This window comes from Paenarthrobacter sp. AR 02 (assembly GCF_021538675.1).
In the GTDB taxonomy this organism is placed as follows: Bacteria; Actinomycetota; Actinomycetes; order Actinomycetales; family Micrococcaceae; genus Arthrobacter.
Genome location: NZ_JAJUKH010000012.1, coordinates 40,110 through 64,659 on the forward strand (window position 1 = coordinate 40,110; position 24,550 = coordinate 64,659).

Genomic DNA, 24,550 nt, shown 5'->3' on the forward strand with positions numbered 1-24,550 from the left:
CTCAGCCCCCGTAGGTGGCGGCCAGGTAGGGTGCCGTCCGGCTGCTGGTGGAACGCGAGACGACGGCGGGCGGCCCGGCGGCAATGATGGTGCCGCCGGCGTCGCCGCCGCCGGGACCGAGGTCGATCACCCAGTCGGCCCCGGCAACGACGTCCATCTCGTGTTCGACCACGATCACGGTGTTCCCCGCGTCGACGAGCCGGTGCAGTTGCGCCATGAGGAGCTGCACATCAGCGGGGTGAAGCCCCGTGGTGGGTTCGTCGAGGACGTAAAGGGTGTGCCCCCGCTGAACGCGCTGCAGCTCAGTGGCGAGCTTGATGCGTTGGGCTTCACCACCGGAGAGTTCGGTGGCAGGCTGGCCCAAGCGAAGGTAACCCAGGCCCACCTCCAGCAGGGTTTGCAGGCTGCGTGCGACGCCTGGCAGCCCGGACAGGAAGTCAGACGCAGCCTCCACTGTCATGCCCAGGACATCGGCGATGCTCTTACCGTGGTACTTCACTTCAAGGGTTTCCGGGTTGAACCGTGAGCCCTGGCATTCCGGGCATGGACCGTAGCTGCCGGGCAGGAACAAAAGCTCCACGGCGACGAATCCTTCGCCCTGACAGGTTTCGCAGCGGCCCCCGGCGACGTTGAAGGAGAAGCGGCCAGGGCCAAAGCCGCGGGCTCGGGCGTCTTCGGTGGCAGCGAACTCTTTCCGCACACCATCAAACAGGCCGGTGTACGTCGCCAGGTTGGACCGGGGTGTACGGCCAATGGGCTTCTGGTCGACCTTGACGAGCCGGTCCAGCCCATGGAGTCCGGAAACTGTTCCCGCGCTGTCGGCTGCGTCCCCGTCCGTAGTCTCCAGGCTCCCGGGATGAAGCGCCGCGCCCACCACCTCGGCCAGGACCTGGCTGACAAGGGTTGATTTTCCAGAACCTGAAACTCCTGTCACGGCTGTCAGGACACCCAGCGGGAATGTGGCCTCAAGGTCGCGCAGGTTATGCCGGTTGATGTTGTGAAGCGTCAGCCATTCTGTTGCTTCACGGGGTGGGCTTGTGCGTGGCCGACGCCCGGTGGCGGCAGAACCGCCGTCGTTCTTTTGCTTGCCACCAGAGCTGCCGGCAGGGAAAAGGAAGGGCCGCGTCACGGACTCCTCAACGTCTGCGAGGCCGGATACGGGCCCGCTGTAGAGAATCTCCCCGCCACCTTCACCTGCGCGCGGACCAACATCAACCAACCAATCGGCAGCCCGCACGAATTCCATGTTGTGCTCCACCACAAACACGGAGTTGCCGGAGGCCTTGAGCTGGTTCAGGACATCGAGCAGGGACTCGGCGTCGGCGGGGTGCAGGCCCGCCGACGGTTCATCGAGCACATACACCACCCCAAAGAGCCCTGACCGCAGCTGCGTGGCAATCCTGAGCCGCTGCATTTCGCCCGGGGAAAGCGTGGGCGTCTGGCGGCCCAGCGCCAGGTATCCGAGGCCAAGGTCAGTCAGTACCGTGACGCGTTTGAGCAGGTCTCGGGTGATGGCAACGGCTACTTCGGTGACCTCGCCGGAAACATGCTTTCTGGAAGCTGTTCCAGCTGACTCAAGCTTGGTCGTCGGCCGGATGACGTCGGCCAGCTCAGTCATGGGCAGCGCATTGAGTTCGGCGATGTTCTTCCCGGCAAAGGTCACCGCCAGCGCCTCCGGCCGCAGACCGCTGCCGCCGCAGCGCGGGCACGGGCCGCTGACCATGAAGCGCAGCACACGCTCTCGCATGGTGGTGCTCTTGGAATCGGCCAAGGTGTGCAGGACGTAGCTCCTGGCGCTCCAGAACCGGCCTTTGTATGGCTTGGCCACCCGATCCCGCTGCGGGGTCACTTCGACCACCGGTTGCTCCTCGGTGAACAGGATCCACTCGCGGTCCTTCTTGGGAAGTTTTCGCCAGGGAGTATCCACGTCGTAGCCCAGGTGTGTCAGGATGTCGCGGAGGTTCTTCCCTTGCCAGGCCCCTGGCCAGGCTGCAATGGCACCATCCCGGATGCTGAGGGTCGGATCAGGGACCAAGGACGCTTCGGTGACGGTGTGGGCGGTACCCAGACCGTGGCACTCGGGGCAGGCTCCTGCCGCGGTGTTCGGGGAGAAGGCGTCGGAATCGAGTTGCCCTACGCCCTCCGGGTAGGTCCCGGAACGTGAAAAGAGCATCCGCAACGAGTTCGACAGGGTTGTCACTGTTCCCACGCTCGAGCGGGCAGTGGCGGTACCGCGGCGTTGTTGGAGAGCGACGGCGGGTGGCAGGCCGGTGATGGAATCAACCCTGGGGTTGTGGCCCTGTTGGATGAGTCGTCGGGCGTAGGGGGCCACGGATTCGAAGTAGCGGCGTTGGGCTTCGGCAAAGATGGTGCCGAAGGCCAGGGAGGACTTCCCTGAACCGGAAACCCCGGTGAAGGCCACGATCGAATCGCGGGGGACACTGACGTCGATGTTGCGGAGGTTGTTCTCGCGTGCCCCGTGGACCCGCACGAAGCCGTCCTCGGCAGGGGACTGCGCTGCAGCAGCATCGGAACCGGGCCCTTGAGTCATCATCAGTTTGCTGTCCATTGATACGACTCTATCGGCGTTTGGCGCCCGTGCCGTTCCCTAACCGCTGACGACGGCGGCTACCGCACTGATCTCCACCAGCGCACCAGGGACGCCCAGGCCTGCAACGAATGCCGCAGTCACCAGGGGTGGCTCCTTGGAGGCGAGCTGGGCGGCAATCGCTCCGTAGCCTGCCGGGAGGTCGGCACCTTCGACGAAGAGCACAGTCCACTGGATGACGTCTTCCAGGCCCGCGCCCGCAGCCTCGAGGGCAGTTTTGGCGTTGTGCAGTGCGCGGGCAGACTGGATGGCCGCGTCGCCTTCTCCAACCAGTTTTCCGTCCTGGTCGACGGCGTTCTGACCACCGACATAGATGGTTGTTGCGCCGGGGGGAACGACGGCGACGTGGCTGAAGGCGGGGCTGTTGACCAACCCGGGTGGGCGGAGACGCTGAATAGGTGACATGAGGGTATGGTGCCATCCGGCGTCGACGGCCAAAAGGGGGCGCCGCTAATCGGCGGCAGGCCGACGTCGTTGTTGCTTGGTTGCCGACCGTTGTTCCTTGGCAGCCCTGTGGCGTCGTGCCGAGCCACGGGTTGGTTTGGAAGGCCGACGGACGGACTCGGGAACGAGGGCCGCCGCAATGAGGCCGGCCAGTTTGGCAAGGGCGAGCTCCCGGTTGCGAAGCTGGGACCGCTCCTCGGACGCCGTCACGGTGACGACGCCGGAGACGAGTCGTCGTTCGAGACGCTTAAGCAGGAGTTGGCGTTGCTCATCAGTGACGGCAAGGGACTCAACGACGTTCCACATCACTTCGGCGCGGGTGTCGGTGGTGTTGACGTGCTGCCCGCCCGGGCCCGAGGATCGCGAAAATCGCCAGCTGAGTTCAGCGGCGGGGATTTTCAGCAAGGGCGGGATGTCCAAGTCCATGGATTAAGCGTTGCACGCCCCACGCTAGGATCTTGTCATGGCCGGTTCCCTGGATTTCCTCGGCCCCATTCTTGAGATGATGACGTGGGTGGGGTTTGTCCCCGGCGTGCCTCTGCTGATCATCGCGTGGGTTGTTGCGAGGCGCCGCTGTCCATGGACGACGGCCGACGGCGAACAGTTCACCGCCGGGGGATACCTGGGACTTCACTGGGTGGACCAACGCAATGAGGAACAGAAAGTCCTCCTGGACGTCGCGGCGACAGATGGCAGCCTCACATCACGGTCGGTGTTGGTCCACTACGATATCTGCCACCCCTCCAGATGCTCCCTTGAGCCGCCAAGGTATGACAACACGGTGCTGATTCTTGGCTGGATCCTCACTGGCATTGGTTTCCTGAGTACCGTCGGTGGACTCCTCCTGGTGATCATCTAGCTGCGGGCCCTTGAACGCCCGATCGGTGCGGGGCTAGCATTTGCGCACGGCAGGTCCGTGCGGCCAAAACCAGGAGACCCAGATGAGCGAATCGTCCGCCACGTTGACAGTGGACTTGATTATTTCCTTGGACGGTTACGCCTCAGCCGAAGGCTGGCCGGGGTGGTGGGGGCTGGAGAGTCCGGAGTACCTGGCGTGGCTGGAGGAAGAAGGCAAAAAGGAGTTCACCACTCTGATGGGGGCAAATACCTACAGGGTCATGTCAGGTATGTCCGAACAGGCCGCGGGCCAGGATTCAGGTTTCTCCGAACAAGAAGGCGCCGCCCTCACCGGGTTGGCCGCCATGCGTAAAGTGATCTTCTCATCCACCCTGCAGGAGCCGTTGGCGTGGCCCAACTCGGAGCTGGTCAGCGGTGACGCAGTGGAGGCAGTGCGAAGGATGAAGGAATCCGGAACCAGAAAGTTGATGACCCTGGGCAGCCTCAGTCTTAGCCGCTCCCTGCTGGCCGCTGGCCTGGTTGACAGGTATCGGCTGGTCATTTTCCCGGTCATCACCGGCCGGACGGGACGGGAGCGGATTTACGACGGCTATCCGGATGTCTCTCTTGACATGGTGGGCAGCAGGAGGTTTGAAGGCGGGCTGCAAATGCTCGAGTACGTTCCTACTCTCATCGACGGCCCACGGGCTGGTCGAGTGTGAAGAGCTCGCGAAGGTACGGGAAGCGCCGGGGCTTGTCATCCTCACCCACTCACATCCGGACCATGTGGGCGGTTTGGAGGAGGTAGTGCGGAAGGTCCCCGGCGCGAGGATCCGGATCGGCCGCGAAGACCTCGGCTCGGTTTCGTCGTCGGCGCCCCTCCGGTCCCTTTCCGAAGGTGACCGGATCTGGGGGCTGCAGGTCATCGAGACACCAGGTCACACCAAGGGCCACATCAGCCTTCTCTCCCACGATGAGGGCCTGTTGTTTGTAGGCGATGCCGTGGGCAGCATGGGTGGCATGGTTGTCAGGCCTCCAGCGGCCTTCACTGCCGATGCGGCGATGGCGGAAAAGTCGCTGCGGAAACTCTGTGCCTTGTCACCCGCGAGGACTCTCTTCTCCCATGGTGCCGAGGTTCCCGATGCGGCCCTGCAAATCCAGGCCCTGTTAAGCGGGCAACCGGAGAGCCTCCCGGAGTCGGGTCACTAAGCTGCCGGGGGGTCAGGGCTCCGTTGGGAGCAAACCCTTCAAGCAGTCGGCATAGTGGGCCATGGCTTGGGAGAAGGTCAGGAGTTCAAAGCCCGCCCCGCCGTCGTTGGTCTCCCGCCATAATATGGGCTCGCTGCTGGTCCCGTTTGCCATGAGCGTCGCAATACCCCACGGATGGCGGGGATCCGCCACGGTAATCCCAGTGGCATCGAACGCGTCACGCAGGACGTAGGTGGTGACGGTCCGCCATGACTGCAGGAACGGTGGCCTTAGCTGCTCAATAAGGTCCTCGTCCTGAATGTTGTAGGCGTCCAACAGACTCTTTGATAGCGCGTCCCACTCTTTGTCGTCGCGGACCATGAGGTGCGCTGCCTCAACATGGGCGATGGTTTCGTTCAACGTCATGGCCAGTCCCCACACTTCCTGTCGTCGCTCAAGCCCGTTCGCTCAAGCCCAGGCGCCCGTGGTCATTGCCACGTCACACCATCATGAAAAGTAAACGGACAGGAGCCCGTCTTGATTCCCTTTGCTGCCGTCGTCGGCCACCACCGGTGGTCAATAAGCAAACTGACTAATAGGCTGGCCGCGGGGGTGTTCCCCGAATGGGAAGAGATGAGGCGAACATGACAGAAGAGCGCGACATCAGCAAAGTTACGGACATCATCAATGGTTCCAGGATCGGCATGGTGACCACAGTCAATGAAGACGGTGCCTTGGTGAGCCGTCCACTGGCAGTCCAGGACGTCAAGGACGACGGCGATATGTGGTTCTTCACCGGACTGGGCACCTCCCAGGTGGCGCACGTCCGGAGTGATCCGCGGGTCAATGTGTCATTCGGCAAGAACACGGAGTGGGTTTCTATTGCCGGAAACGCCGAAGTCATCACGGACCGGCAGACAATCCGCGACATGTGGAACCAGACGGTGGAAGCCTGGTTCCCGGATGGCCCTGAAACGCCGGAAGTCTGCCTCTTGCGCGTCGACTCGGAATCGGCTGAATACTGGACCAGCCCTGGTGGCACGGCTGCGACCGTGCTGCAGTGGGTGAAATCCAAGGTCACCCACTCGCGGATGAGCGTCGGCGAAAGCGGCACGGTGGAACTGTGAGCTGCCGTGGATGATCCGGAGCGGTTCCGGCGCTTACTGGAGGAAGAGAAGGCGGTCAAGCTCAACCTGCTCGCAGCGCTGCGCAGCGATATCACCTCGGTGAACCATGCGCGGCAGGACTCGAACGTCGATGATGAACACGACCCCGAGGGTGCCACGATTGCCTTTGAACTTTCGCAGGCGTCCGCCCTCCTGGAGCAGAGCCAACGTGGCCTGGCCCAGATCGACGCCGCTCTTGAGCGTATTGCGGCCGGAACCTACGGATTGTGCGCGGTGTGCGGCGTGGTCATACCGGAGGGCCGGCTGGAGGCCCGTCCGTGGACGCCGGTGTGCGTGCAACACGCCTCCAGCAGGCTCTAGCGCTTCAGGGCGCAGGCGTCTCCGGACGTTGCCGCCCAAGGTCGACAGGCGTGTGCGCTACGTGCCCATTCCGGGTTTAACCGGCACATACTCGATGCCCTGTTGGACCTTCTTTTGCGGCCCACGGGAGAATCCCTTGGCATCGAGATGGTTGCCCGCCCGGTAATCCGCCAAGGCCTTGTCGTAGGCCTCGTTGAGTTGCTGGCCACTGAGGATCTCTTGCGTACCGTCAGTGAAGGTGATGTGAATGTCTACGCCGCTGGGGAAGTGGCGTTTCATGCGGATGAAGCCTTGGGAATCCTGGAGTAGTGAAATCAAAGTCGGCCACGCTTTCAGAAGAAGGTCCACCCATCTTCCCGCAAGGAGCTTCACCCTGCGCCTTTTAGTTGCAGGCTCAACTAATCGGCTGTACGGTTAACTTGAAGGTTCAAGTAATGCCTTCCTGTCGACCCTGAAGGACCCGCCATGACCGCCAGCCTGGATATCGCACCGCCCGCTGCATCCCTGCCCAGGGCGACCGTTCGCAGCAACGTCACGGTGCCGCTGCAGTTTCCCGACGGGTACCGAACGACGGCGGAAGTCTTCACCTTCTACGGTTTGGCGGACGGGAAGGAGCATCTCCTTCTGGCCCTGGGCTCATGGGAGCAGTCCCTGCTCGCCCAGGACGGCGAAACAGCCGAGGCACCCCTGGTACGTCTCCACAGCGAATGCATGACGGGAGACGTCTTCGGCAGTGAGCGCTGCGACTGCGGTCCACAGCTGCGTGAAGCGGTCGAAAGGATTGCCGCCGTCGGAGGTTTCCTGTTGTACCTTCGCCAGGAGGGTCGGGGTATTGGCCTGTATTCGAAGCTGGATGCCTACGCGCTCCAGGACGACGGACTGGATACCTACGAAGCCAACCTGGTTCTCGGGCATGGCGAAGACGAACGCGACTATTCCGCCGGAGCGCAGATGCTCCAGGCCATGGGAGCCTCCCGAATCCGGCTTCTCAGCAATAATCCGGACAAGGCAGCACAGCTCTCGGCCCTTGGAATCGACATCGGCGACCACGTCCCCACCGGCGTCCACGCGTCCGAGGCCAACATGCTCTACCTGGCAGCCAAGCGCGATCGGACCGGACATGTGCTGGAACTGCCCCAGCCAGCCATGCCGGGCCCTGAAACTCTGCTCTCCCGGGCAGGAGCCCTGATCCCGCACCTCAGGGCACGCGCATCCGAAACCGAAGAACTCCGCCGTTTACCCGAAACCACAGTGAACGACCTTCAGGAGGCGGGCGTTTTCCGCCTCCTCGCGCCCAAGGGCGTTGGAGGTTACGGGTTTGGCGTTGAGGCCTATGCCGGGGTGGTCAGGCAGCTTGCCCGTGGTTGTGCATCAACTGCTTGGACCGCCGGGCACCTGATGGAACATGTGTGGATGCTGGCCCGCTGGCCCAAGGAAGTCCAGGACGAAGTCTTTGCCTTTGGCGGCGTTCCCCTGGCGGCCGCGACGGGTGCCCCGTTTGGTGCCGCCATAAAGGTTGCCGGTGGCTACAGCATCTCCGGCCACTGGAGTTTTGCTTCCGGAGTCATGCATTCGGAATGGGCGCTCCTGGCTGTTGACTGCGACGGTGTCCGGCTCCAGGCGCTGGTCCCCATCGCGGCGCTCGAATTGATCGATGCCTGGCATACTGCAGGGCTGCGGGGGACAGGCAGCAACGACCTGCGCGCGGACCAGCTCTTCGTTCCTGACCAACGGGTTTTGGAATGGGCCACCCTGGTCGCGCCGGACAACCCCGGGAGCGTGGTCCACCCCGACCCCATGCTTCACATCCCGATGGCGACGCTGTTGAACCTGGTGGCACCGTCCACCGCTTTGGGTGCCGCAGAGCATGCCCTGGAACTGTTTCAAGAGCAATTGCTGGTGCGGAAGGTCAAGAACACCACGGAGCTGCGCCAAGCGGACTCCGTCCTGGCCCAAGCGCGTTTCTCAGAGGCCTTCGGACTGGTTACCACCGCGAGGATGCATTGGGAGGAGGGCATCCGAATCCTGGCTGCGGTGATCGGACGGTCCGACACGGAGCTAACAGATACCGAACGCTCGCGGTACCGGTTGTCGCTTGCCCTCAGCGGCCAGGCGTCGGAGGCCGCGGTCAGGCTCATCGTCGCGGGTTCGGGCGGCAGCGCACACCGCTTGTCGCATCCCCTGCAGCGCATCCAGAGGGACGTGAATGTCCTCCTCAACCATCCCACGCTCAGCTTCGACCCCATTGTTGAACAAGCAGGCCGGGGACTGCTGGGCCTGGGGTTCACCGTCAGGTCGTTCTAGGCGTTTCTGCTGGGCCCTCCCGGGACGGCTCCGCAGCCAAGGTACTGGCCCGGTCCGCCGCCGCCCCTTGCTTCCTGCTCGCCAGCAGGAACGGCACCGCAATAAGCTCGATAACGCCGGCCATGGCCAATGACGCCGGATAACCGTAAAGGTCCGCGCCGCGGCCCAGGAGTGGTTGGATCACCACTCCGCCGCTGGAACCCATCAGCGAATCGAAACTGAGGACGGTGGCCCGCTGTTTCGACGGGATCATGTCATTCACGTACGCCTGCCGGACCGGAGTAGCCGCAGAACCCACCACGGCCCACAACGCCAGCAGCACCAGTGCTACCCAGAACACGCGTGTAGATCCAAGGACCAGGAGAATCGCGGCACCCACCAGGCCGGCGAGGATCATCACCGACGTGCGTTTGTGGAACAGTCCCCGGGCGTGCGGGGCCAACCAGCCGCCCAGGATCTGCGAGCCTGCGACAATCGCGGCGGCCAGGCCTGCGATGGAATAAGCTTTCGGGTCCCCGAAAAGGTCGAGAAGGTACGGCTGCAGGGCGTAAAAGACGTAAATTCCGACGCCGGCGCTAAAGGGAGCGGCCAGCATCATGTACCGAACGGGCCGGTTTCTCAGGCCGTTGTCTATCGAGGCCGTAAGTACGGTCCGGACAGCACGCAGGGGGTGCGTTGAGCGCTCAGGCGAGAAACCGACGTCGTGCATCAGTCCGAAGGCCACTGCAAACATGGCAAGCAGCACCCCCACGCGCAAAAGGAAAGGCACACCCAGGTTGGTGACCTGGGCAATCACGCCACCTGCGACCGAACCAAACAGCATTGCGAGGCCCTGGACCATTTGCCCGCGGCCAAGCACGGATTCGAGCCCGCCCTCATAACCGGAGAAACGCAAGGCGTCCACGAGCCACGCTTCGACGGCCCCGGAAAAGAATGTGAAGCCAAGGCCCAGCAGGACCGAAACCACCGCCCACATCCAAAACGGTGCTGAGAGCTGCCAGAGCACGTAATACAGATAGGTGGACACGGCCAGGGTCACGGTGCCGAGCAGGAACGATACGCGGCGGCCCCAACCGTCGGCGACCACCCCGGTGGGGACCTCGAAGAGGACCATGCCCGCCGTGAAGAAGGCATTCGCGGCGAAGGCTTCCAGGTTGCTGAGGCCCGCATCAAGCAGGAACAGGGTGTTGATACCCCAGATGAAGGACGCCGCCACGGTATTACCCAGCGTCAGTGTGAGGTACACACGTTGGATCGTCCGTGCGGCGGGATTCATGGTGTCGCCGCTTCCGCCAGGGCGGGGAAGGACCACACGCCCATTCTCGCGCTGATCGCTCCTGTTTGCCAGATCCGCGAGCGGCTTGGTTCGACTTTCAGTACCGGTTGAAAGCACGGTTAATTACCAAATGCCGGGGAACCCTGCGTGGGTTCCCCGGCACTTGGCGGTACATCGTCAGGCCTGGTTGCTCACCAGGCCATCTGCGGCGGCACTTTCCGTATGGTGCCCCGAAAGCACGGTCCTGAAGAATTCGGCGAGCTCGGCCGTTGCGGTCAGCGGCAGGATGTTGGCCACGTACTGGTCCGGGCGGACCACCACTACGACGCCTTCGCGGCTGAGGCCGCGGGCGTCGAAGATGTCGTTGCCGGGGTCGGTGCCGAAGACCTTTTCAAGGTACGTGAGCTCGAACGGTCCCACGGAGGGCTTGAACACCGCCGGGACGGCGTTGATGTCCACTCCGGTGTGGTCTTGCTGGTAGATCACCTTGACGTCGAACCAGGCGTCGCGGTCAAGGCTCGACGGCGTGGCCGCCAGCGGGGAGTCGGGTGCGGTTTCCAGCCACTGGGCCAGGTCCGCCACGGCACCGGGGGCGCCTGCGGGATTGGCGTCGGCGAAGACGTAGATGCGCCAGCGCCCGTCGGCTTTTGCGTGGTGGCCCAGGTGCATCGGGTTGGTGTCACAGACACGCTGCACCGGTGCGGACTTGAAGCGTTTGCCCAGGGGGAAGCCGGTGGCGAGTTCCTGATGTGCAGCTTCGGCAACGACCATGGAGGGGGCGTACTGGGTCATGAACCCGGCAGGGAACTCCGCGGTGCTCGTGTAGAACGTTTCCAGCTCCGTAGGGTCCTTGAATTCCTCGGGCTTCTTAGCCATGAGGGTGGACCATTCCTTGTCGAAGTCGATCAGGTTCTTGGCCACGACCTGGCGTTCGGCGGAGTAGGTATCCAGCAGCGATTCCGGGGACCGGCCTTCGAGGACGTGGCCGAGTTTCCAGCCGATGTTGAACCCGTCCTGCATGGACACATTCATGCCCTGCCCGGCCTTGGCGGAGTGGGTGTGGCAGGCGTCGCCGGTAATGAACACCCGAGGGGTGCGCGTGCCGCGTTCGGCCGGCAGGACGTCGTCGAACCTGTCGGTAAGTCGGTGACCGACTTCGTAGACGCTGTGCCACGCAACATTGCGGACATCCAGCGTGTAGGGGTGCAGGATGTCGTTGGCCTTGGCGATGATCTGCTCGATGGTGGTCTTGCGGACCGCGCCGTGGTCATTTGCAGTGACCTCACCCAAGTCCACGTACATGCGGAACAGGTGCCCGCCCTCGCGGGGGATCAGGAGGATACTGCCGCCCGAGCCGGACTGGATGGCGCACTTGGTGCGGATGTCGGGGAAGTCCGTGACGGCGAGAACGTCCATGACGCCCCATGCATGGTTGGCCTGATCGCCTGCAAGATGGCAGCCGATGGATTCGCGGACCTTGCTGCGGGCGCCGTCGGCGCCCACTACGTACTTGGCACGGATCTCGCGTTGCTGGCCTTCGTTCGGACCGGAAGTGTGGCCGAGCGTCACAGTGACTGGGTAGTCGCCTTCGCCTGTGACATTGAGGCCAAGGAACTCGTAGCCGTAGTCGGGAACCATTCGGGTGGGGGAGTTGGCCATGAATTCCGCGAAATAGTCCAGAACACGTGCCTGGTTCACGATCAGGTGCGGGAATTCGCTGATTCCCGCCGGATCGTCCACCGCGCGGGCAGCCCGGACGATGCGCGAGTGGTCCGCCGGGTCCGGCTTCCAGAACGCCATCTCGGTGATCCGGTACGCCTCGGCAATGATCCGCTCAGCGAAACCAAACGCCTGGAAGGTTTCCACGCTGCGTGCCTGGATGCCGTCGGCCTGGCCTATCGCGAGCCGGCCCGGGCGCCTCTCAATAATGCGCGTAGTGACACCCGGGAACTGGGACAGTTGTGCCGCGGTGAGCATGCCAGCGGGGCCGGTGCCAACAATCAGCACGTCAACTTCATCGGGAAGCCCGGCTGGTCGATCAAGACCGACGCCGGCTGCCGGCTCGACTCGGGGGTCCCCGGATACGTAACCGTGGTGGTGGAACTGCACGGGCTTTCCTCACTTCTTCGTGGGCTGGTGCTTCATGGGTGTTCGGGCTGTGTTCGATAATAGAACAGGCTGTTCGATTATCGCTCATACAATCGTAATGCGGGTCACACACGCGTTCAAGTCCTTTCGGATTTGACCCCGGTTGCACTCCAGTTCCTTCGGAATAGTGGTTGGGCATGTGAGGATCAGGTATGCCTCGACTGATGCTTCTGGACACTGCCTCGTTGTACTTCCGTGCCTTCTATGGCGTGCCGGATTCGATCCGTCGCGCAGACGGAACACCGGTCAATGCGGTACGGGGCCTGATGGACATGATTGCCCGCCTCATCACCGACTATGAAACAACCCACCTGGTGGCATGTTGGGACAACGACTGGCGACCCAAATGGCGGGTGGCGCTGATCCCCAGCTACAAATCGCACCGTGTCGCAGAGCTCGTCCCGGACGGTCCCGACGTCGAAGTGGTTCCCGACCCGTTGGAGGCGCAGATCCCCATGATCAAGCGCGTGCTGGAGCTCGCCGGCATTGCGGTCGTTGGCGTGGATGATCACGAAGCCGACGACGTCGTTGGCACGTACGCCAGTCACGCACAGTTCCCCACCGATGTGGTCACCGGCGACCGCGACCTGTTTCAACTCGTCGACGACGACCGCGGCGTCAGGGTCATTTACACCGCCCGGGGCATGAAGAACCTTGAGGTGATGACCGATGTCGTGGTGGTGGGTAAGTACCGGGTGCTGCCCCAGCAGTACGCAGATTTTGCGACCCTGCGCGGTGATGCTTCCGACGGGCTTCCCGGCGTGGCCGGGATCGGTGAAAAAACCGCAGCATCCTTGTTGGGCGAGCACGGTTCGCTGGCTGGGCTGCTGGAGGCTGCCGAGGCGCCCGACGGCGGACTATCGGCTACGGTGCGGGCCAAACTTTCCGCGGCGGCGGACTACCTTAAGGTGGCGCCCGCCGTCGTCAATGTTGTCCGGGACCTGGAGGTTCCTACGCTGGAACAAGCCGGCGCCGAACTGCGGCCAGTGACAGGGGATGCACGCGCTGAACTTGAACGACTCACTACCGAATGGAACCTGGGCGGCGCTGTAAAACGGCTCCTTGATGCCTTGGACAGGCTCGGCTGAACCGACAATTCACAGCGGAATAACAGGTTCACAACAGCGTGGGCTGGGGTTGCCCCTCCATCGTATCAAGAGGACGGCACTCCTGACCGTCCCTCAGGCACGGATCGTGGCAACACGTCCATTGAGGAGAGGTATATGTCGAGAACCAAGAGAATCACACTCGGAATCGCGGCCGGAGCCCTGGCCCTTGGCGCGGGGATGGGAGTGACAGGGATGGCGACAGCAGCCACTACCCCGTCGCCGAGTGCCACATCCTCCACGGATGCGGGCACGGCCCCAGCTGATCACGCGGGCAAGTCCGGAGGCCACGGCCATGGACGTGACGGGGGCCAGATCGCCTCCCAGCTCGCAACCAAGCTGGGTGTTGATGAAGCCAAGGTCACCGAAGCCCTCAAGGCTTTCCGCGAGGCCAACAAGCCTGCCACGCCACCTGCTGAAGGATCGGAAGGCACCAAGCCGGACCGGACGGCGCAAGAGGCCGCACTGGCCAAGTCCCTGGCCACGGCATTGGGTGTTGACGAGGCCAAGGTGACCAGCGCGCTGGAGGAGATCCGCACCGCAGGCAAGGCTGAGCGCGCAGCTGCACTGAAGACCAGGCTCGACAAAGCCGTCTCAGATGGAAAGCTCACGCAGGCCGAAGCTGACGCCGTGACCAAGGCTGTCGAAGCCGGGGTCATCGGGGGCGGCGGCGAGCGCTAGGCGCCCGCACCTCCCTGGCTGGAAGCCAGGTGACAAGGGGTCCCCCAGGTTCAGCCTGGGGGACCCTTCGCATCTTGGTCCCCGAGGGACGCTTCATCCCGGCGGGTCAAAGCCCTCTTGAAACTCGTTCGGGCAGGTTGTCGATTTTTTCCTCGACCCATTCGACCTATGGATGAGAAAGTCGAAGGGACTTTCCACTACACAGGAGATTGAGTGAGATGGCGAAATACATGTTGATCATGCGGGCCGACGACGATTCCTACGCCAAGTTCGAGAACATCGACTTCAACGAGATCCTCGAAGCCATGGGCAAATTCAATGATGAATTGATCCGTGCCGGGGTGCTGCTCGCTGCAGAGGGGTTGGAGGATGCCAAGGAAACCGTGGTGGTGGACTTCACTGGCGAAACTCCGGTAGTCACAGATGGCCCCTATGGGGAAACGAAGGAACTTTTTGGCGGCTTCTACATCCTGGACGTCGCTTCCAAGCAGGAGGCCGTCGAGTGGGCACGGCGGGCACCCATGACCGCTGGAACCAAGACCGAAATCCGCCGCGTCACCAGCATCGACGAGTTCCCCCAGGACAACGAATGGATCCAAAAGGAACGGGCATGGCGCGAGCAGACCGGACAACTCTAGGAGGTCGTGGACCGAACCCGGCCGCGACTGGAGTGAGTTGCAATTGAGATGAGGAGCAACGAGGCAAGGGCCGCCGTCGAAGCGGTGTGGAGAAGTGAGTCTGCCCGCATCGTCGGCGCCCTGGCCCGCTATACGGGCGATTTCAGCTTGGCAGAGGACGTCGCACAAGAAGCCGTTGCTGAGGCTTTGGTGTCGTGGTCCGTTGATGGCGTCCCCGCCGAGCCAGTGGGTTGGCTGCTGACCGCAGGCAGGCGTCGGGCGATTGATGCGTTCCGCCGTCGGGCCGCCCGCGACGAAAGGTATGCGCTCCTTGCCAACGACCTTAGCGAAGAGGAACCCGGTGCGGACTCCCTGTTTAACCCGGAGGCGATCAACGACGACGTGCTCGCTTTGATGTTCATCGCCTGCCACCCGGTGTTGTCCCGGGAAGCCCGTATCGCCTTGACCCTGCGCGTGGTGGGTGGCATGGGCACTGAGGAGATCGCCAAAGCGTGCCTGGTGCCCGTGCCAACGATTCAGGCGCGCATTACGCGTGCCAAGAAGACCCTCTCCGCAGCCCACATACCATTCGTGGTGCCCGAACTACCTGACATCCCGGAGCGGCTGGGGTCCGTGCTTCACGTCGTGTACCTCATTTTCACGGAAGGATCCTTTGCCTCCGGAGGAGACTCGTGGATGCGGGCGGAACTGGCCAGTGAGGCCCGACGACTTGCCCGTATTCTGGTGGGACTTACACACCAGCCCGAAGCCTACGGGTTACTTGCGCTGATGGAATTGACGGCAGCCCGCTTTCCGGCCCGGCTCGACTCGGCAGGGAATCCCGTCCTCCTTGAGGATCAGGATCGACGACGGTGGGATCAGGCGGCGATACGTCGTGGCCGGGCGGCGCTGGCGACGTCGGTCGCCCTGGGGCGCGGACTGGGTGCCTACGGACTCCAGGCAACCATCGCGGAATGCCATGCCTTGGCATCGACAGCGGCCGAGACCGATTGGCCGCGGATTGTGATCCTCTACGAAGCGCTTGGCCGGCTGGCTCCGTCGCCGGTGGTTGAGCTGAATCATGCGGTTGCCGTAGCAATGGCCACGGGTCCGGCCGCCGGGTTGGACCTCGTAGATGCACTGGCGGGCCGGGGCGCGCTGAAGGGTTCGCATCTCTTGCCCACTGTACGGGGCGTGCTGCTCATCAGGCTCGGACGGTTCGGGGAAGCAAAGGAAGCCCTGGATTTAGCCTTGAATTTGTGTTCGAACACCGCTGAACGCTTCGCGTTGGAACGCAGGATCGCCGAGCTGCCGGGGCCGGTTGTCCATGGTTGAACGGTAAGACAAGACTTTTGGCCGGCTAAGGGAGTCACTGGCAGTACCCCTATCAGCAGTGCCTCCCTTCCTCTCAGGCAAAGAGTGTTAGATGGAAACATCCACTCATGACAGACACGCAGGAGAAACATGCCTACCGCTTCCGCATTTGCCTCACCCTCGGCCACGGGCGACCTGACCCTGACCACCATCGAACGCCGTGAGGTTGGCCCGAACGACGTCCACATCGACATCAAGTTCGCCGGAATCTGCCACTCGGACATCCACACCGTCCGTGGTGACTGGGGACCCCAGCAGTACCCGCTGGTCCCAGGCCATGAAATTGCCGGCATCGTCACCGAAGTCGGCTCCGAGGTTACCAAGCATCAGGTCGGCGACCGCGTCGGCGTCGGCTGCATGGTCAACTCCTGCAAGGAGTGCAAGAACTGCCTTGCAGGCGAGGAACAGTATTGCCTTAAGGGCAACGTGGGCACCTACGGCGCAGTGGACCGGGATGGCACCATCACCCAAGGCGGCTACTCAACAAACGTTGTGGTGAACGAGGACTTTGTTGTCACCATTCCCGAAGGTTTGGACCTCGATGTTGCCGCACCACTGTTGTGCGCCGGCATCACCACTTTCTCCCCGTTGCACCACTGGGGTGCCGGTCCGGGCAAGAAGGTCGCCATTGTGGGCCTGGGCGGCTTGGGCCACATGGGCGTCAAGATCGCGCATGCCATGGGTGCCGAGGTGGCCGTCCTGTCGCAGTCACTGAAAAAGATGGAAGACGGCCTCAAGCTCGGTGCGGACCACTACTACGCCACCAGCGACCCCGCCACCTTCGAGGAGCTCGCAGGCACCTTCGACCTCATCATCAACACTGTCAGCGCTTCCATCGACATCAGCTCCTACCTGCAGCTGTTGACCCTCGATGGAACGTTGGTCAACGTTGGAGCGCCGGCTGAACCGCTGCCGGTGAACGCCTTCGCCCTTATCGGCGGCCGTCGACGGTTCGCAGGTTCCATGATCGGCGGCATCCCGGAGACCCAGGAAATGCTGAACTTCTGCGCCGAGCACAGCCTTGGCGCCGAAATCGAGGTCATTCCCGCGAGCCAGATCAACGAGGCGTACGAGCGGGTCCTGGCCTCGGACGTCCGCTACCGCTTCGTCATCGATACCTCCACCATCGGCTAGGGATCACGGCGCCACCGAAGCACGACGCCACCACCAGCATGGAAAGGCCACGTTTCCTCCATGGGAGCGTGGCCTTTCCCGTGTCCCCAGCAGGGACAATGGTCTGGTGACTTTCAGACTGGACACCATTGGCAGGGGACTGGTCTTCGCCGATTCCCTCGACAACCTTGCCGCCGCCCTCACCAACCAGGGTGACGCCGGCACGGCAGTCGTGCAGGCACCTCCCGGTACGGGCAAGACGACGTTGGTGCCGCCGTTGTTGTCCAACCTTGTAGCCGAACGGCACCCCGGCCAGCCTCGCGTCGTCGTTACCCAACCCCGGCGCGTCGCTGCCCGGTCCGCCGCCCGCCGGCTTGCCGGCCTGGACGGTTCGCGGCTTGGTGGCAGGGTTGGCTACACCGTCCGGGGTGAAAGCAAGGTAGGCGATGACACCGTGGTGGAGTTCGTCACGCCCGGCATCCTTCTCCGTAGGCTGCTGGTTGATCCGGGGCTCGACGGTGTCCATGCCGTAATCCTGGACGAGGTCCACGAGCGCGGGTTGGAAACGGACCTTCTTCTCGGCATGCTCGCGGAGGTCCGCGAACTCCGGGACGACCTGTCATTGGTGGCGATGTCGGCGACCGTCGACGCGCCTCGTTTTGCGGCGCTTCTGGGGAAATCCGGTCTCGACGGCGCCGGTCCTGCTCCGGTGGTTGATTGCCCGTCGGCGCTGCATCCGTTGGAGGTCCGGTGGGTGCCGTTCCGGGACCGGCGACTGGATGAGCGGGGTGTAACCCGGAGCTTCCTTGACCACGTTGCCTTCACCGCGGCGAGCACCCACGCTGCCGCCTTGACCGATCCCGGGGTGGACGCCCTGGTGTTCCTTCCGGGCGCCCGCGAGGTGTCCGACGTCGCTGCCCGCCTGCGGGGGCAGGTGGCCGACGAAATTGAGGTGCTGGAGCTGCACGGCCAGATCGGACCGGAGTCCCAGGACCGCACAGTATCAGGCCGGGAACCCGGAGGCTCGCCCCGGATCATTGTTTCCACGTCCCTGGCGGAATCGTCGCTCACGGTTCCGGGGGTTCGCTTGGTCATCGACTCGGGGCTCTCCCGGGAACCGCGCCGCGACTCGGGGCGGGGCATGTCCGGTCTGGTGACGGTCTCCTGTTCCCGCGCCTCGGCGGAGCAGCGGGCCGGCCGGGCTGCGCGGCAGGGTCCGGGCACGGTGGTGCGCTGTTATGACCAGCAGGCATTCGCCGCGGCCCCTGCACACCAAACCCCGGAAATTACCGTCGCGGACCTGACCGGGGCGGCATTGGTCCTCGCTTGCTGGGGCGCGCCTGGCGGCGAGGGCTTGTCACTTCCCGACGCACCACCGGCCATCGCCATGAGGGATGCCGTGGAGGTGCTCCGGGAATTGGGAGCGGTGACGGACGATGGAACCGCCACCAGTTTGGGCAAAACCCTGGCCCGGGTCCCGGCCGATCCCCGGCTTGCCCGCGCCTTGCTGGAAGGATCCAGCGTTGCCGGCCCACGTTCGGCCGCTGAAACGGTGGCCTTGGTGGCGGGGGACCAGCGGGCTCCCGGAGCCGATCTCACTGCATTGCTCTCATCGCTGCGTTCGGCTTCACACCCCGGCGCCCGGCGATTCGCGGAGGACACGCGGCGGCTGGAGTCGATGGCGCGCCGCGAGGCTGCCAGCATCGTGCCTTCCGTGGTCAGCAAAGAGCTCACCGCGAGGGAGGCGCCTGGCTTTGTGGTGGCCTTGGCGTTCCCGGATCGGATCGCCCGGCGCGTTCCCGGCGATGGAAGCACCACGTACCTCCTCTCCTCCGGGACGCGTGCCGGTCTCCCGGCTGGTAGCCCGTTGTCGGCCCATGAGTGGCTAGCTGTCGCCGAGGTGTCCCGGGCCCATGGCCGTGACGCCGCAGGTACCGGTGCGGTGATCCGATCGGCAGCACCGTTGTCGGCGGAGCTTGCAGAAGCGGCCGCGCCGCACCTCCTGGTCGGGGAGACGAAGGCAACGTTCGGCCAAGGGCGCGTAACCGCCACCCTGGAACGCCGTTTGGGCGCCATCGTCTTGTCCGCCACGCCTGTGCGACCCAGCGTGGAAGCCGGCCGGCATGCCGTGGCGGAGGCTCTGGAGAAAGCTGGGCTCTCCATGATTGGGTGGTCGGCACCGGGCGACGCCCTGCGCAGGCGGCTCGCTTTACTGAGGCGCGAGCTCGGTGATCCCTGGCCGGACGTCAGTGACGACGGCTTGCTCTCCAGGCTGGACGAGTGGTTGGCCCCCGAGCTGGAGGCCATCGCCTCCGGCTCGCCCGCCGGTTCGGTCAACCTCCTGGAGCCCCTGCGGCGCCTGCTGCCCTGGCCGGAAGCATCGCGGCTGGACAGCCTGGTGCCCGAGCGCCTGGAGGTGCCGAGCGGTTCGCGGGTGCGGATCGATTATCCGGACGTGGACAACGACTCTGGCAGGCCTGTTGTGGCGGTCAAGCTCCAGGAGTGCTTCGGCTGGGACCGTACGCCACGCCTGGTCGATGGCAAGGTTCCGGTGCTCTTCCACTTGCTGTCACCGGCCGGACGGCCGTTGGCGGTAACGGACGACCTCACGTCGTTCTGGTCCGGACCCTACGCGCAGGTCCGGGCCGAGATGCGTGGGCGCTACCCCAAGCATCCCTGGCCCGAAGACCCGTGGACGGCGCCGGCCACGGCCAAAACCAAGAACCGGATGCAGGCCGGCTAGCCCAAGCGCTCCACCATGAACTGCATCTCGCCATCCACGAAGGTTCCCACAACGCTGCTGGCGGCGAACTCGTCAGGCCCGGTGGTCAGGGGATCGAGCTCGAAGGCTGTGAAGTCTGCGCGCTTGCCCACGGTAATGGAGCCTGAAACATCCCACAGCCCTGCGGCCTTGGCTGCATGCGAGGTGTATCCCTCCAGGGCCTGGAGCGCGGTGAGGGCCTGGGCCGGGGCGATGGGTTGCTGCTCGGGATGTCCGGATCGCCGGCGTAGCTGCGCATCGGCGATGATGGGAAGCGGCTCGTAGGGGGCGATGGGCCAGTCCGAGCCGATGCCCAGGGTCACTCCGGCATCACGGAGGTCCCTGCACCGCCATGCCCTGTCCGCACGTTTGGGGCCCAGGCGTGTGGACCAATTGTCGCTGTGGTCCGCGAGCGAATAGTGCGTGCAATGCGTCGGTTGCATGCTGGCCACCACTCCCAGGTCCTTGAAGCGCTCCACCAGGTGGTCCGGTACGGATTCGATGTGCTCGATCCTGTGGACAGTCCGGCGCAGGACATCGGCAGGAACAGTACCGGCCAGTGACTCCAAGGCATTCAACACATGGTGCACGCCGGCGTCCCCGATTGCGTGGGTCGCTGTGGGGATTCCCCGGGATGCGAAGTAGTGGACGGCAGCAGTGTAATCCTCGGGACGGGGCCAGAAAGCTGCCGTGGATTGGCCGAGGGTGTCGGGCTCGTAGAGCCAGGCGGTGCCATTGTCCACTGTCCCGTCGACGAAGAGCTTGATGGCCTCAATGGACCAGCGGCGGCCACCGGTTCCGATGCCGCGGGCCATGTCCTTCCACTGGGCCTCGCCACTGCCGGGCATGCACCACGGAGCCGTGCGCAGCCGAAGGGGCAGCTCGCCGTCGGCCTCGAGTGCCTCGAAAAGGGCGGTTGATTCGTCACTGTGGTCCATGATGTGCCCGCCGGTCAGTCCGGAACGCGCGAAGTCCCGCAGCAGTCCGGCCAGCCGCGCCTTACGCTCCTCGAAGGACTCCTGCGGGATGTGGCGCTGCACGAGTTCCATGGCCGCCGCTTCCAGCAGGAGCCCCGTGGGTGTGCCATCGCCGTCGCAAACAACCTCTGAAATCTGGTCGAATTCCTGAGGGCCGTGGATGCCTGCCCGCTCCAGTGCCCGGCTGTTGGCAAGTGCCGAATGGCCATCGAACAGCCGGACAAGGGCCGGTTTTCCGCCGCTGACATCGTCCAAGGCATTCCGGTGCATGGGGGTGGTGCCAAAGGCGTTCGGGTTCAGGCCCCAGCCACGCAACCACTCGCCGTCGTTCGCTGCTTCCGATCGCAACAGAGCGCGCACGTCCGCCAACGTCGCCGCACCGGAAAGGTCGACCCCAATGGTGAGGTCAAGGCCAAAGACAGGATGGATGTGGCAGTCCACCAGGCCGGGAGTCAGCGTAGCCGTACCGAGGTCCACCACCCGGGTTCCCGCCTGGCGCCAGCTTTGGGCGTCCGTGCGGCTTCCGACGGCGGCAATCACACCACCGCTGACCGCGACGGCTTGTATGGGCTCATGGTGTGGCCGGTCATCCAGTGTGTGAACGGTGTCGGCAAGGACGATGAGGTCAGGAGTCATGGGTTTCAAAGCTTCCAATCCGGGAAAAGACGTCGGGGCGGTTGGTGCGCAGGCTACGGGCGATGAGCAGGCCGGCAAGGAACACCAGCGGTGATACCAGGAGCAGGATGGTATTGGTCAGCGCATCGGCGAAGGTGAGGAGTTCGATGTTGATGGCGATCAGTGCCACCACTCCGAACAGGAGGATGGCCGAGGCTACTGTCAGAGGGATGATCAGGCGGTTCGTGACAGCGGCAGGGTTACGGCGCAGGTAGATAAAGGCGGCAACGGACACCAGTCCCTGGAGTGCAACAATCCCGAAAATACCCGGTGTGTTGACCCAGATCAGGAGTTGCTTGTAAGGGTCGGCGCCGGCGATCGCGCAGATGATAATGACGACGGCGGCCAGGACAGTCTGGATCTGACCTGCACGATGCGGCGACTTGTATTTGGGGTGTGTCCTGCCGAGGAATGCTGGCAGCACACCGTCTTTGGCCAGCATGTAAACGTAGCGGTTAATCGCGTTGTGGAAGGCCAGTTGGGATGCGTAAACACTGGTCACGATCAGGATGTACATGACCACTTCTGCCCAGGGCCCAACGTACTGGTTGATGGTAGCGAAGAACATCCCGTCGGCCAGTTCTCCGGCGGCCGCCACCACGTTCCCGTCCCCGTACGCCTGGATAACAGTCCAGACGATGAACGCGTAGAACACGGACATGAAACCTACGGCGATGTAGGTTGCCCGCGGTACTGATTTGTCCGGATTACGTGCTTCGCGCCGGTAGAGCACCGTGGATTCAAAGCCCATGAAAGCTGCGAAGCAGATGGCCAGGATTGCCAGGACGCCCGGGGTGAAGGCGTGCTCGGGGGAGAAAGAGGAAAAACTGATGCCTTGGGCACCGCCACGGGCCAGGATGCCGACGCCCATGACGGCGAGGATGGCGGTTTCGGCGATGAGCAGGACCCCCAGGACCTTCGCTCCGACGTCGATTCCCCGGTATCCAAGGAACCACACCGCAGCGATCGCTACGAGGGCAACGGCGGGCCAGGGAACGTCCAGTCCGAACAGTGTGTGGAGCATGGCTTGGGTCTGGACGGCGAAGAGACCGTAGACGCCGATTTGCAGGCAGTTGTAGGAAACGATGGCCAGGATGGCAGAGGCCAAGCCAACTGTCTTGCCCATGGCCAGGGTGATGTAGGTGTAAAAGCCGCCGGCGGCCTTGACGTGTTTGGTCATGGCCATAAAGGAGATGGCAAACACCAGGAGTACCGCGCCGGCGATGACATACCCCATGGGGGCGCCGATGCCCCCAACGCCAAGGGCTACTGGTGCCACTCCGGCCATCACGGTGAGGGGGGCTGCTGCGGAGATCACCAGGAAAGCGATGCCGCCGGTGCCGATGGCATTCCGTTTGAGCCCATTCCCGGCATCAGCTGCCGGGGGTCGGGTTTCGAGGTCAGACATGGGGGTCCTCTGGGGTTCTGTGGGGAGGGGAAGTTTTGGAGGTTACGGAACCTAAAGCGAAAGGCTTTCGTTTATCGTAAGGGCCTGTGACCCTCCGCACAATACTTCGACGCAAACTTCTGGCTAGAGTCGTAACAACAACCTCGAATGGAGACACCCGCATGGCACGCCCGCTGGTCCCGCTGATATCGATCGACGCACTCGTCACCGCCGCCCTCGAACTGGTGGACGAGGCAGGGGATTTCAGCCTGCCGAAACTGGCCAAACGGATCGGGGTCAGCCAGTCCTCCATCTACAACCACGTCAGCGGGCGCGAGGAAATACTTGAGCTCATGCGTGGGCGCATCATAGCGGCATCGCCCTACATCCTGGGCAAAGACCAGGATTGGGAGGCATCCTTGCGGGCAATCGTCCGCAGCTACCGCGATGCTTTTGCCCGCCACCCCCGCCTCGCGCCGCTATTGGTACTTCAAACCGTCCAGGACCCCCAGGTCCTGGCACTCTACGAAAACCTCGCTGTCGCCCTGAGTACGGCCGGGTTCACCGGCGGGGACGTGGTCTCCGCGATCTCCACCATTGACAGTTTCGCACTGGGGTTCGCCCTGGACCTTGCCGCGCCTGACGTCGTGTGGGCTCCGCCCCTGGACGGCTATCCCACCCTGACCAGTGCCCTGAGCCATGCGGGCCTTCCCACCGAACGCGGGGAGGCGGCATTCGAGTTCGGCCTGGAAATCCTCATCGCAGGCCTCCACTCCCGCCTCCGTTCGACGGTGCAGTAAAGGTGGATTCTGCTGGACAGGTGATCCAAAACTGGTGGGACGCCGTACTTCGCGGTTTCACCGATGCCCACACCACTGCAGTACCCCTCCCTGCCCTGCTCGGCATCCTCGCATGTTCAGTAGTCCTGAGCATCCCACGGCTCACATGGCGCTGGTTCGGCCTGTACGTGACCTTCGTCCACGAACTCGGCCACGCGTACGCAGCCCTGATGACCGGCCGGTTCGTGCACGGACTTCGCATCGGGCTGGACCATTCGGGCCGGCTGGTCAGCAGCGGCCGGAGTTCCTTCGGTGCGGCATGGTCAGGATTCTGGGGTTATCCGGCCCCGGCGGTTGTGGGCCTAAGCCTGATCGCCGCATGCGCTGCCGGGCGTTCGGGGGCGGCAATGTCCGTGGGCGCCCTGATACTGCTGGTTTCGCTGGTCTTCCTCAGGAACCTGACGGGCATACTGGTGGCCGTGTGCAGCGCGGTCATTGCCCAGGTCTTGATCCTGTTTGCGGCGCCCACCACCGTCAATTACGTCGTGCTGGCACTCGGTGTTGCGCTCTCCGTGGGCGGTGTCCGCGATCTCTTCAAACTCGTCGGTGTTCATACCCGGCGACGGAACCGGTTGGCGGCCTCGGACGCGTTCATTCTGGGCCGCACCACGGGTGTCCCGGCCTACGTCTGGCTGGCCGGCTTCACAGTGGTAATTGCGGGGTGCTCACTCGTGGCTGCCTGGTTGCTGTGGGGCATGCTCACGGTTTAGTCCAAAGCCGGGCCGGTG

The 24,550-nt window shown here is 63.8% G+C and carries 23 protein-coding genes; 14 read left to right on the forward strand and 9 right to left on the reverse strand.

Features of this window, described 5'->3' with window-relative positions; genetic code table 11:
• Nucleotide 1: 1 nt before the first annotated feature.
• The 3 genes from uvrA to arfB are packed head-to-tail and all read right to left on the reverse strand — an operon-like array spanning nt 2 to nt 3,478.
• A complete protein-coding gene (gene uvrA, locus LRQ04_RS17940) occupies nt 2–2,569 on the reverse strand; it encodes an excinuclease ABC subunit UvrA (RefSeq protein ID WP_374198977.1) in 2,568 nt (855 codons plus the stop codon).
• A gap of 39 nt (nt 2,570–2,608) precedes the next feature.
• Nucleotides 2,609–3,013, reverse strand: a complete 405-nt coding sequence (locus tag LRQ04_RS17945) for a RidA family protein (RefSeq protein WP_235521666.1) — start codon at nt 3,011–3,013, stop codon at nt 2,609–2,611.
• Nucleotides 3,014–3,058: 45 nt separating this feature from the next.
• Nucleotides 3,059–3,478 (reverse strand): alternative ribosome rescue aminoacyl-tRNA hydrolase ArfB, encoded by a 420-nt coding sequence (arfB, locus tag LRQ04_RS17950; protein WP_235521667.1) that lies wholly within the window; start codon nt 3,476–3,478, stop codon nt 3,059–3,061.
• Between the two features lie 37 nt (nt 3,479–3,515).
• Between arfB and LRQ04_RS17955 the strand changes: the two genes are divergently transcribed.
• The 3 genes from LRQ04_RS17955 (at nt 3,516) to LRQ04_RS17965 (ending at nt 5,098) form a co-directional block, all read left to right on the forward strand.
• Nucleotides 3,516–3,911: a hypothetical protein gene (locus tag LRQ04_RS17955; protein ID WP_235521668.1), complete on the forward strand. Its 396-nt coding sequence runs from the start codon at nt 3,516–3,518 to the stop codon at nt 3,909–3,911.
• Nucleotides 3,912–3,993: 82 nt separating this feature from the next.
• Nucleotides 3,994–4,611: a dihydrofolate reductase family protein gene (locus LRQ04_RS17960; RefSeq protein WP_235521669.1), complete on the forward strand. Its 618-nt coding sequence runs from the start codon at nt 3,994–3,996 to the stop codon at nt 4,609–4,611.
• Nucleotides 4,508–5,098 (forward strand): MBL fold metallo-hydrolase, encoded by a 591-nt coding sequence (locus LRQ04_RS17965; protein ID WP_255774364.1) that lies wholly within the window; start codon nt 4,508–4,510, stop codon nt 5,096–5,098. Before LRQ04_RS17960 ends, LRQ04_RS17965 begins: the two co-directional genes overlap by 104 nt.
• A gap of 12 nt (nt 5,099–5,110) precedes the next feature.
• On the opposite strand, the gene LRQ04_RS17970 is transcribed toward LRQ04_RS17965, so the two are convergent.
• Nucleotides 5,111–5,503 carry a hypothetical protein gene (locus tag LRQ04_RS17970; RefSeq protein ID WP_235521671.1) on the reverse strand — a complete coding sequence of 131 codons (393 nt, stop codon included), beginning with the start codon at nt 5,501–5,503 and terminating at the stop codon, nt 5,111–5,113.
• Between the two features lie 218 nt (nt 5,504–5,721).
• Here LRQ04_RS17970 and LRQ04_RS17975 point away from each other — a divergent pair, with 218 nt between their 5' ends.
• Nucleotides 5,722–6,204, forward strand: coding sequence for a pyridoxamine 5'-phosphate oxidase family protein (locus LRQ04_RS17975; RefSeq protein WP_235521672.1), 483 nt, complete (start codon nt 5,722–5,724; stop codon nt 6,202–6,204).
• Between the two features lie 6 nt (nt 6,205–6,210).
• Nucleotides 6,211–6,564, forward strand: a complete 354-nt coding sequence (locus tag LRQ04_RS17980; RefSeq protein WP_235521673.1) for a TraR/DksA C4-type zinc finger protein — start codon at nt 6,211–6,213, stop codon at nt 6,562–6,564.
• Nucleotides 6,565–6,621: 57 nt separating this feature from the next.
• On the opposite strand, the gene LRQ04_RS17985 is transcribed toward LRQ04_RS17980, so the two are convergent.
• Nucleotides 6,622–6,882 carry a hypothetical protein gene (locus LRQ04_RS17985; RefSeq protein WP_235521674.1) on the reverse strand — a complete coding sequence of 87 codons (261 nt, stop codon included), beginning with the start codon at nt 6,880–6,882 and terminating at the stop codon, nt 6,622–6,624.
• A gap of 147 nt (nt 6,883–7,029) precedes the next feature.
• Here LRQ04_RS17985 and ribA point away from each other — a divergent pair, with 147 nt between their 5' ends.
• Nucleotides 7,030–8,868 (forward strand): GTP cyclohydrolase II RibA, encoded by a 1,839-nt coding sequence (gene ribA / locus LRQ04_RS17990; RefSeq protein WP_235521675.1) that lies wholly within the window; start codon nt 7,030–7,032, stop codon nt 8,866–8,868.
• Here the strand turns inward: ribA and LRQ04_RS17995 are convergent.
• Complete coding sequence (locus tag LRQ04_RS17995; protein WP_235521765.1) at nt 8,855–10,144, reverse strand: MFS transporter; 1,290 nt, start codon at nt 10,142–10,144, stop codon at nt 8,855–8,857. The genes ribA and LRQ04_RS17995 overlap by 14 nt on opposite strands.
• A 177-nt stretch (nt 10,145–10,321) precedes the next feature.
• Nucleotides 10,322–12,253 (reverse strand): FAD-binding monooxygenase, encoded by a 1,932-nt coding sequence (locus tag LRQ04_RS18000; RefSeq protein ID WP_235521676.1) that lies wholly within the window; start codon nt 12,251–12,253, stop codon nt 10,322–10,324.
• Nucleotides 12,254–12,444: 191 nt separating this feature from the next.
• On the opposite strand from LRQ04_RS18000, the gene LRQ04_RS18005 reads away from it, so the two are divergent.
• The 6 genes from LRQ04_RS18005 (at nt 12,445) to hrpB (ending at nt 19,926) form a co-directional block, all read left to right on the forward strand.
• A complete protein-coding gene (locus LRQ04_RS18005; RefSeq protein ID WP_235521677.1) occupies nt 12,445–13,380 on the forward strand; it encodes a 5'-3' exonuclease in 936 nt (311 codons plus the stop codon).
• A gap of 135 nt (nt 13,381–13,515) precedes the next feature.
• Nucleotides 13,516–14,079 (forward strand): Clp protease N-terminal domain-containing protein, encoded by a 564-nt coding sequence (locus LRQ04_RS18010; protein WP_235521678.1) that lies wholly within the window; start codon nt 13,516–13,518, stop codon nt 14,077–14,079.
• 218 nt (nt 14,080–14,297) lie between these two features.
• Nucleotides 14,298–14,717 (forward strand): YciI family protein, encoded by a 420-nt coding sequence (locus LRQ04_RS18015; RefSeq protein WP_211712572.1) that lies wholly within the window; start codon nt 14,298–14,300, stop codon nt 14,715–14,717.
• Between the two features lie 48 nt (nt 14,718–14,765).
• Nucleotides 14,766–16,031 (forward strand): RNA polymerase sigma factor, encoded by a 1,266-nt coding sequence (locus LRQ04_RS18020; RefSeq protein ID WP_235521679.1) that lies wholly within the window; start codon nt 14,766–14,768, stop codon nt 16,029–16,031.
• Between the two features lie 129 nt (nt 16,032–16,160).
• Nucleotides 16,161–17,204, forward strand: coding sequence for an NAD(P)-dependent alcohol dehydrogenase (locus LRQ04_RS18025; protein WP_235521680.1), 1,044 nt, complete (start codon nt 16,161–16,163; stop codon nt 17,202–17,204).
• A 106-nt stretch (nt 17,205–17,310) separates the two neighbouring features.
• Nucleotides 17,311–19,926 (forward strand): ATP-dependent helicase HrpB, encoded by a 2,616-nt coding sequence (gene hrpB / locus LRQ04_RS18030; RefSeq protein ID WP_235521681.1) that lies wholly within the window; start codon nt 17,311–17,313, stop codon nt 19,924–19,926.
• On the opposite strand, the gene LRQ04_RS18035 is transcribed toward hrpB, so the two are convergent.
• Nucleotides 19,923–21,557, reverse strand: coding sequence for an amidohydrolase (locus LRQ04_RS18035; RefSeq protein WP_235521682.1), 1,635 nt, complete (start codon nt 21,555–21,557; stop codon nt 19,923–19,925). The genes hrpB and LRQ04_RS18035 overlap by 4 nt on opposite strands.
• Nucleotides 21,547–23,004 (reverse strand): APC family permease, encoded by a 1,458-nt coding sequence (locus LRQ04_RS18040; protein WP_235521683.1) that lies wholly within the window; start codon nt 23,002–23,004, stop codon nt 21,547–21,549. Before LRQ04_RS18040 ends, LRQ04_RS18035 begins: the two co-directional genes overlap by 11 nt.
• 161 nt (nt 23,005–23,165) lie before the next feature.
• Between LRQ04_RS18040 and LRQ04_RS18045 the strand changes: the two genes are divergently transcribed.
• Nucleotides 23,166–23,783: a TetR/AcrR family transcriptional regulator C-terminal domain-containing protein gene (locus tag LRQ04_RS18045; RefSeq protein WP_235521684.1), complete on the forward strand. Its 618-nt coding sequence runs from the start codon at nt 23,166–23,168 to the stop codon at nt 23,781–23,783.
• Nucleotides 23,784–23,785: 2 nt separating this feature from the next.
• Nucleotides 23,786–24,532, forward strand: a complete 747-nt coding sequence (locus LRQ04_RS18050) for a M50 family metallopeptidase (RefSeq protein WP_235521685.1) — start codon at nt 23,786–23,788, stop codon at nt 24,530–24,532.
• Nucleotides 24,533–24,550: the final 18 nt, after the last annotated feature.

What these genes read in the sequence shown, in the direction of transcription:
- LRQ04_RS17975 (WP_235521672.1), top strand. Translation starts at nt 5,722, where the DNA reads ATGACAGAAGAGCGCGACATCAGCAAAGTTACGGACATCATCAATGGT.
- LRQ04_RS17960 (WP_235521669.1), top strand. Translation starts at nt 3,994, where the DNA reads ATGAGCGAATCGTCCGCCACGTTGACAGTGGACTTGATTATTTCCTTG.
- ribA (WP_235521675.1), top strand. Translation starts at nt 7,030, where the DNA reads ATGACCGCCAGCCTGGATATCGCACCGCCCGCTGCATCCCTGCCCAGG.
- LRQ04_RS18035 (WP_235521682.1), bottom strand. Translation starts at nt 21,557, where the DNA reads ATGACTCCTGACCTCATCGTCCTTGCCGACACCGTTCACACACTGGAT.
- LRQ04_RS17945 (WP_235521666.1), bottom strand. Translation starts at nt 3,013, where the DNA reads ATGTCACCTATTCAGCGTCTCCGCCCACCCGGGTTGGTCAACAGCCCC.
- LRQ04_RS17965 (WP_255774364.1), top strand. Translation starts at nt 4,508, where the DNA reads ATGTCTCTCTTGACATGGTGGGCAGCAGGAGGTTTGAAGGCGGGCTGC.
- LRQ04_RS17970 (WP_235521671.1), bottom strand. Translation starts at nt 5,503, where the DNA reads ATGACGTTGAACGAAACCATCGCCCATGTTGAGGCAGCGCACCTCATG.
- LRQ04_RS18010 (WP_235521678.1), top strand. Translation starts at nt 13,516, where the DNA reads ATGTCGAGAACCAAGAGAATCACACTCGGAATCGCGGCCGGAGCCCTG.
- LRQ04_RS18005 (WP_235521677.1), top strand. Translation starts at nt 12,445, where the DNA reads ATGCCTCGACTGATGCTTCTGGACACTGCCTCGTTGTACTTCCGTGCC.
- LRQ04_RS18025 (WP_235521680.1), top strand. Translation starts at nt 16,161, where the DNA reads ATGCCTACCGCTTCCGCATTTGCCTCACCCTCGGCCACGGGCGACCTG.
- uvrA (WP_374198977.1), bottom strand. Translation starts at nt 2,569, where the DNA reads ATGGACAGCAAACTGATGATGACTCAAGGGCCCGGTTCCGATGCTGCT.
- LRQ04_RS18015 (WP_211712572.1), top strand. Translation starts at nt 14,298, where the DNA reads ATGGCGAAATACATGTTGATCATGCGGGCCGACGACGATTCCTACGCC.
- LRQ04_RS17995 (WP_235521765.1), bottom strand. Translation starts at nt 10,144, where the DNA reads ATGAATCCCGCCGCACGGACGATCCAACGTGTGTACCTCACACTGACG.
- LRQ04_RS18020 (WP_235521679.1), top strand. Translation starts at nt 14,766, where the DNA reads ATGAGGAGCAACGAGGCAAGGGCCGCCGTCGAAGCGGTGTGGAGAAGT.
- LRQ04_RS17955 (WP_235521668.1), top strand. Translation starts at nt 3,516, where the DNA reads ATGGCCGGTTCCCTGGATTTCCTCGGCCCCATTCTTGAGATGATGACG.
- LRQ04_RS18045 (WP_235521684.1), top strand. Translation starts at nt 23,166, where the DNA reads ATGGCACGCCCGCTGGTCCCGCTGATATCGATCGACGCACTCGTCACC.
- arfB (WP_235521667.1), bottom strand. Translation starts at nt 3,478, where the DNA reads ATGGACTTGGACATCCCGCCCTTGCTGAAAATCCCCGCCGCTGAACTC.
- LRQ04_RS18040 (WP_235521683.1), bottom strand. Translation starts at nt 23,004, where the DNA reads ATGTCTGACCTCGAAACCCGACCCCCGGCAGCTGATGCCGGGAATGGG.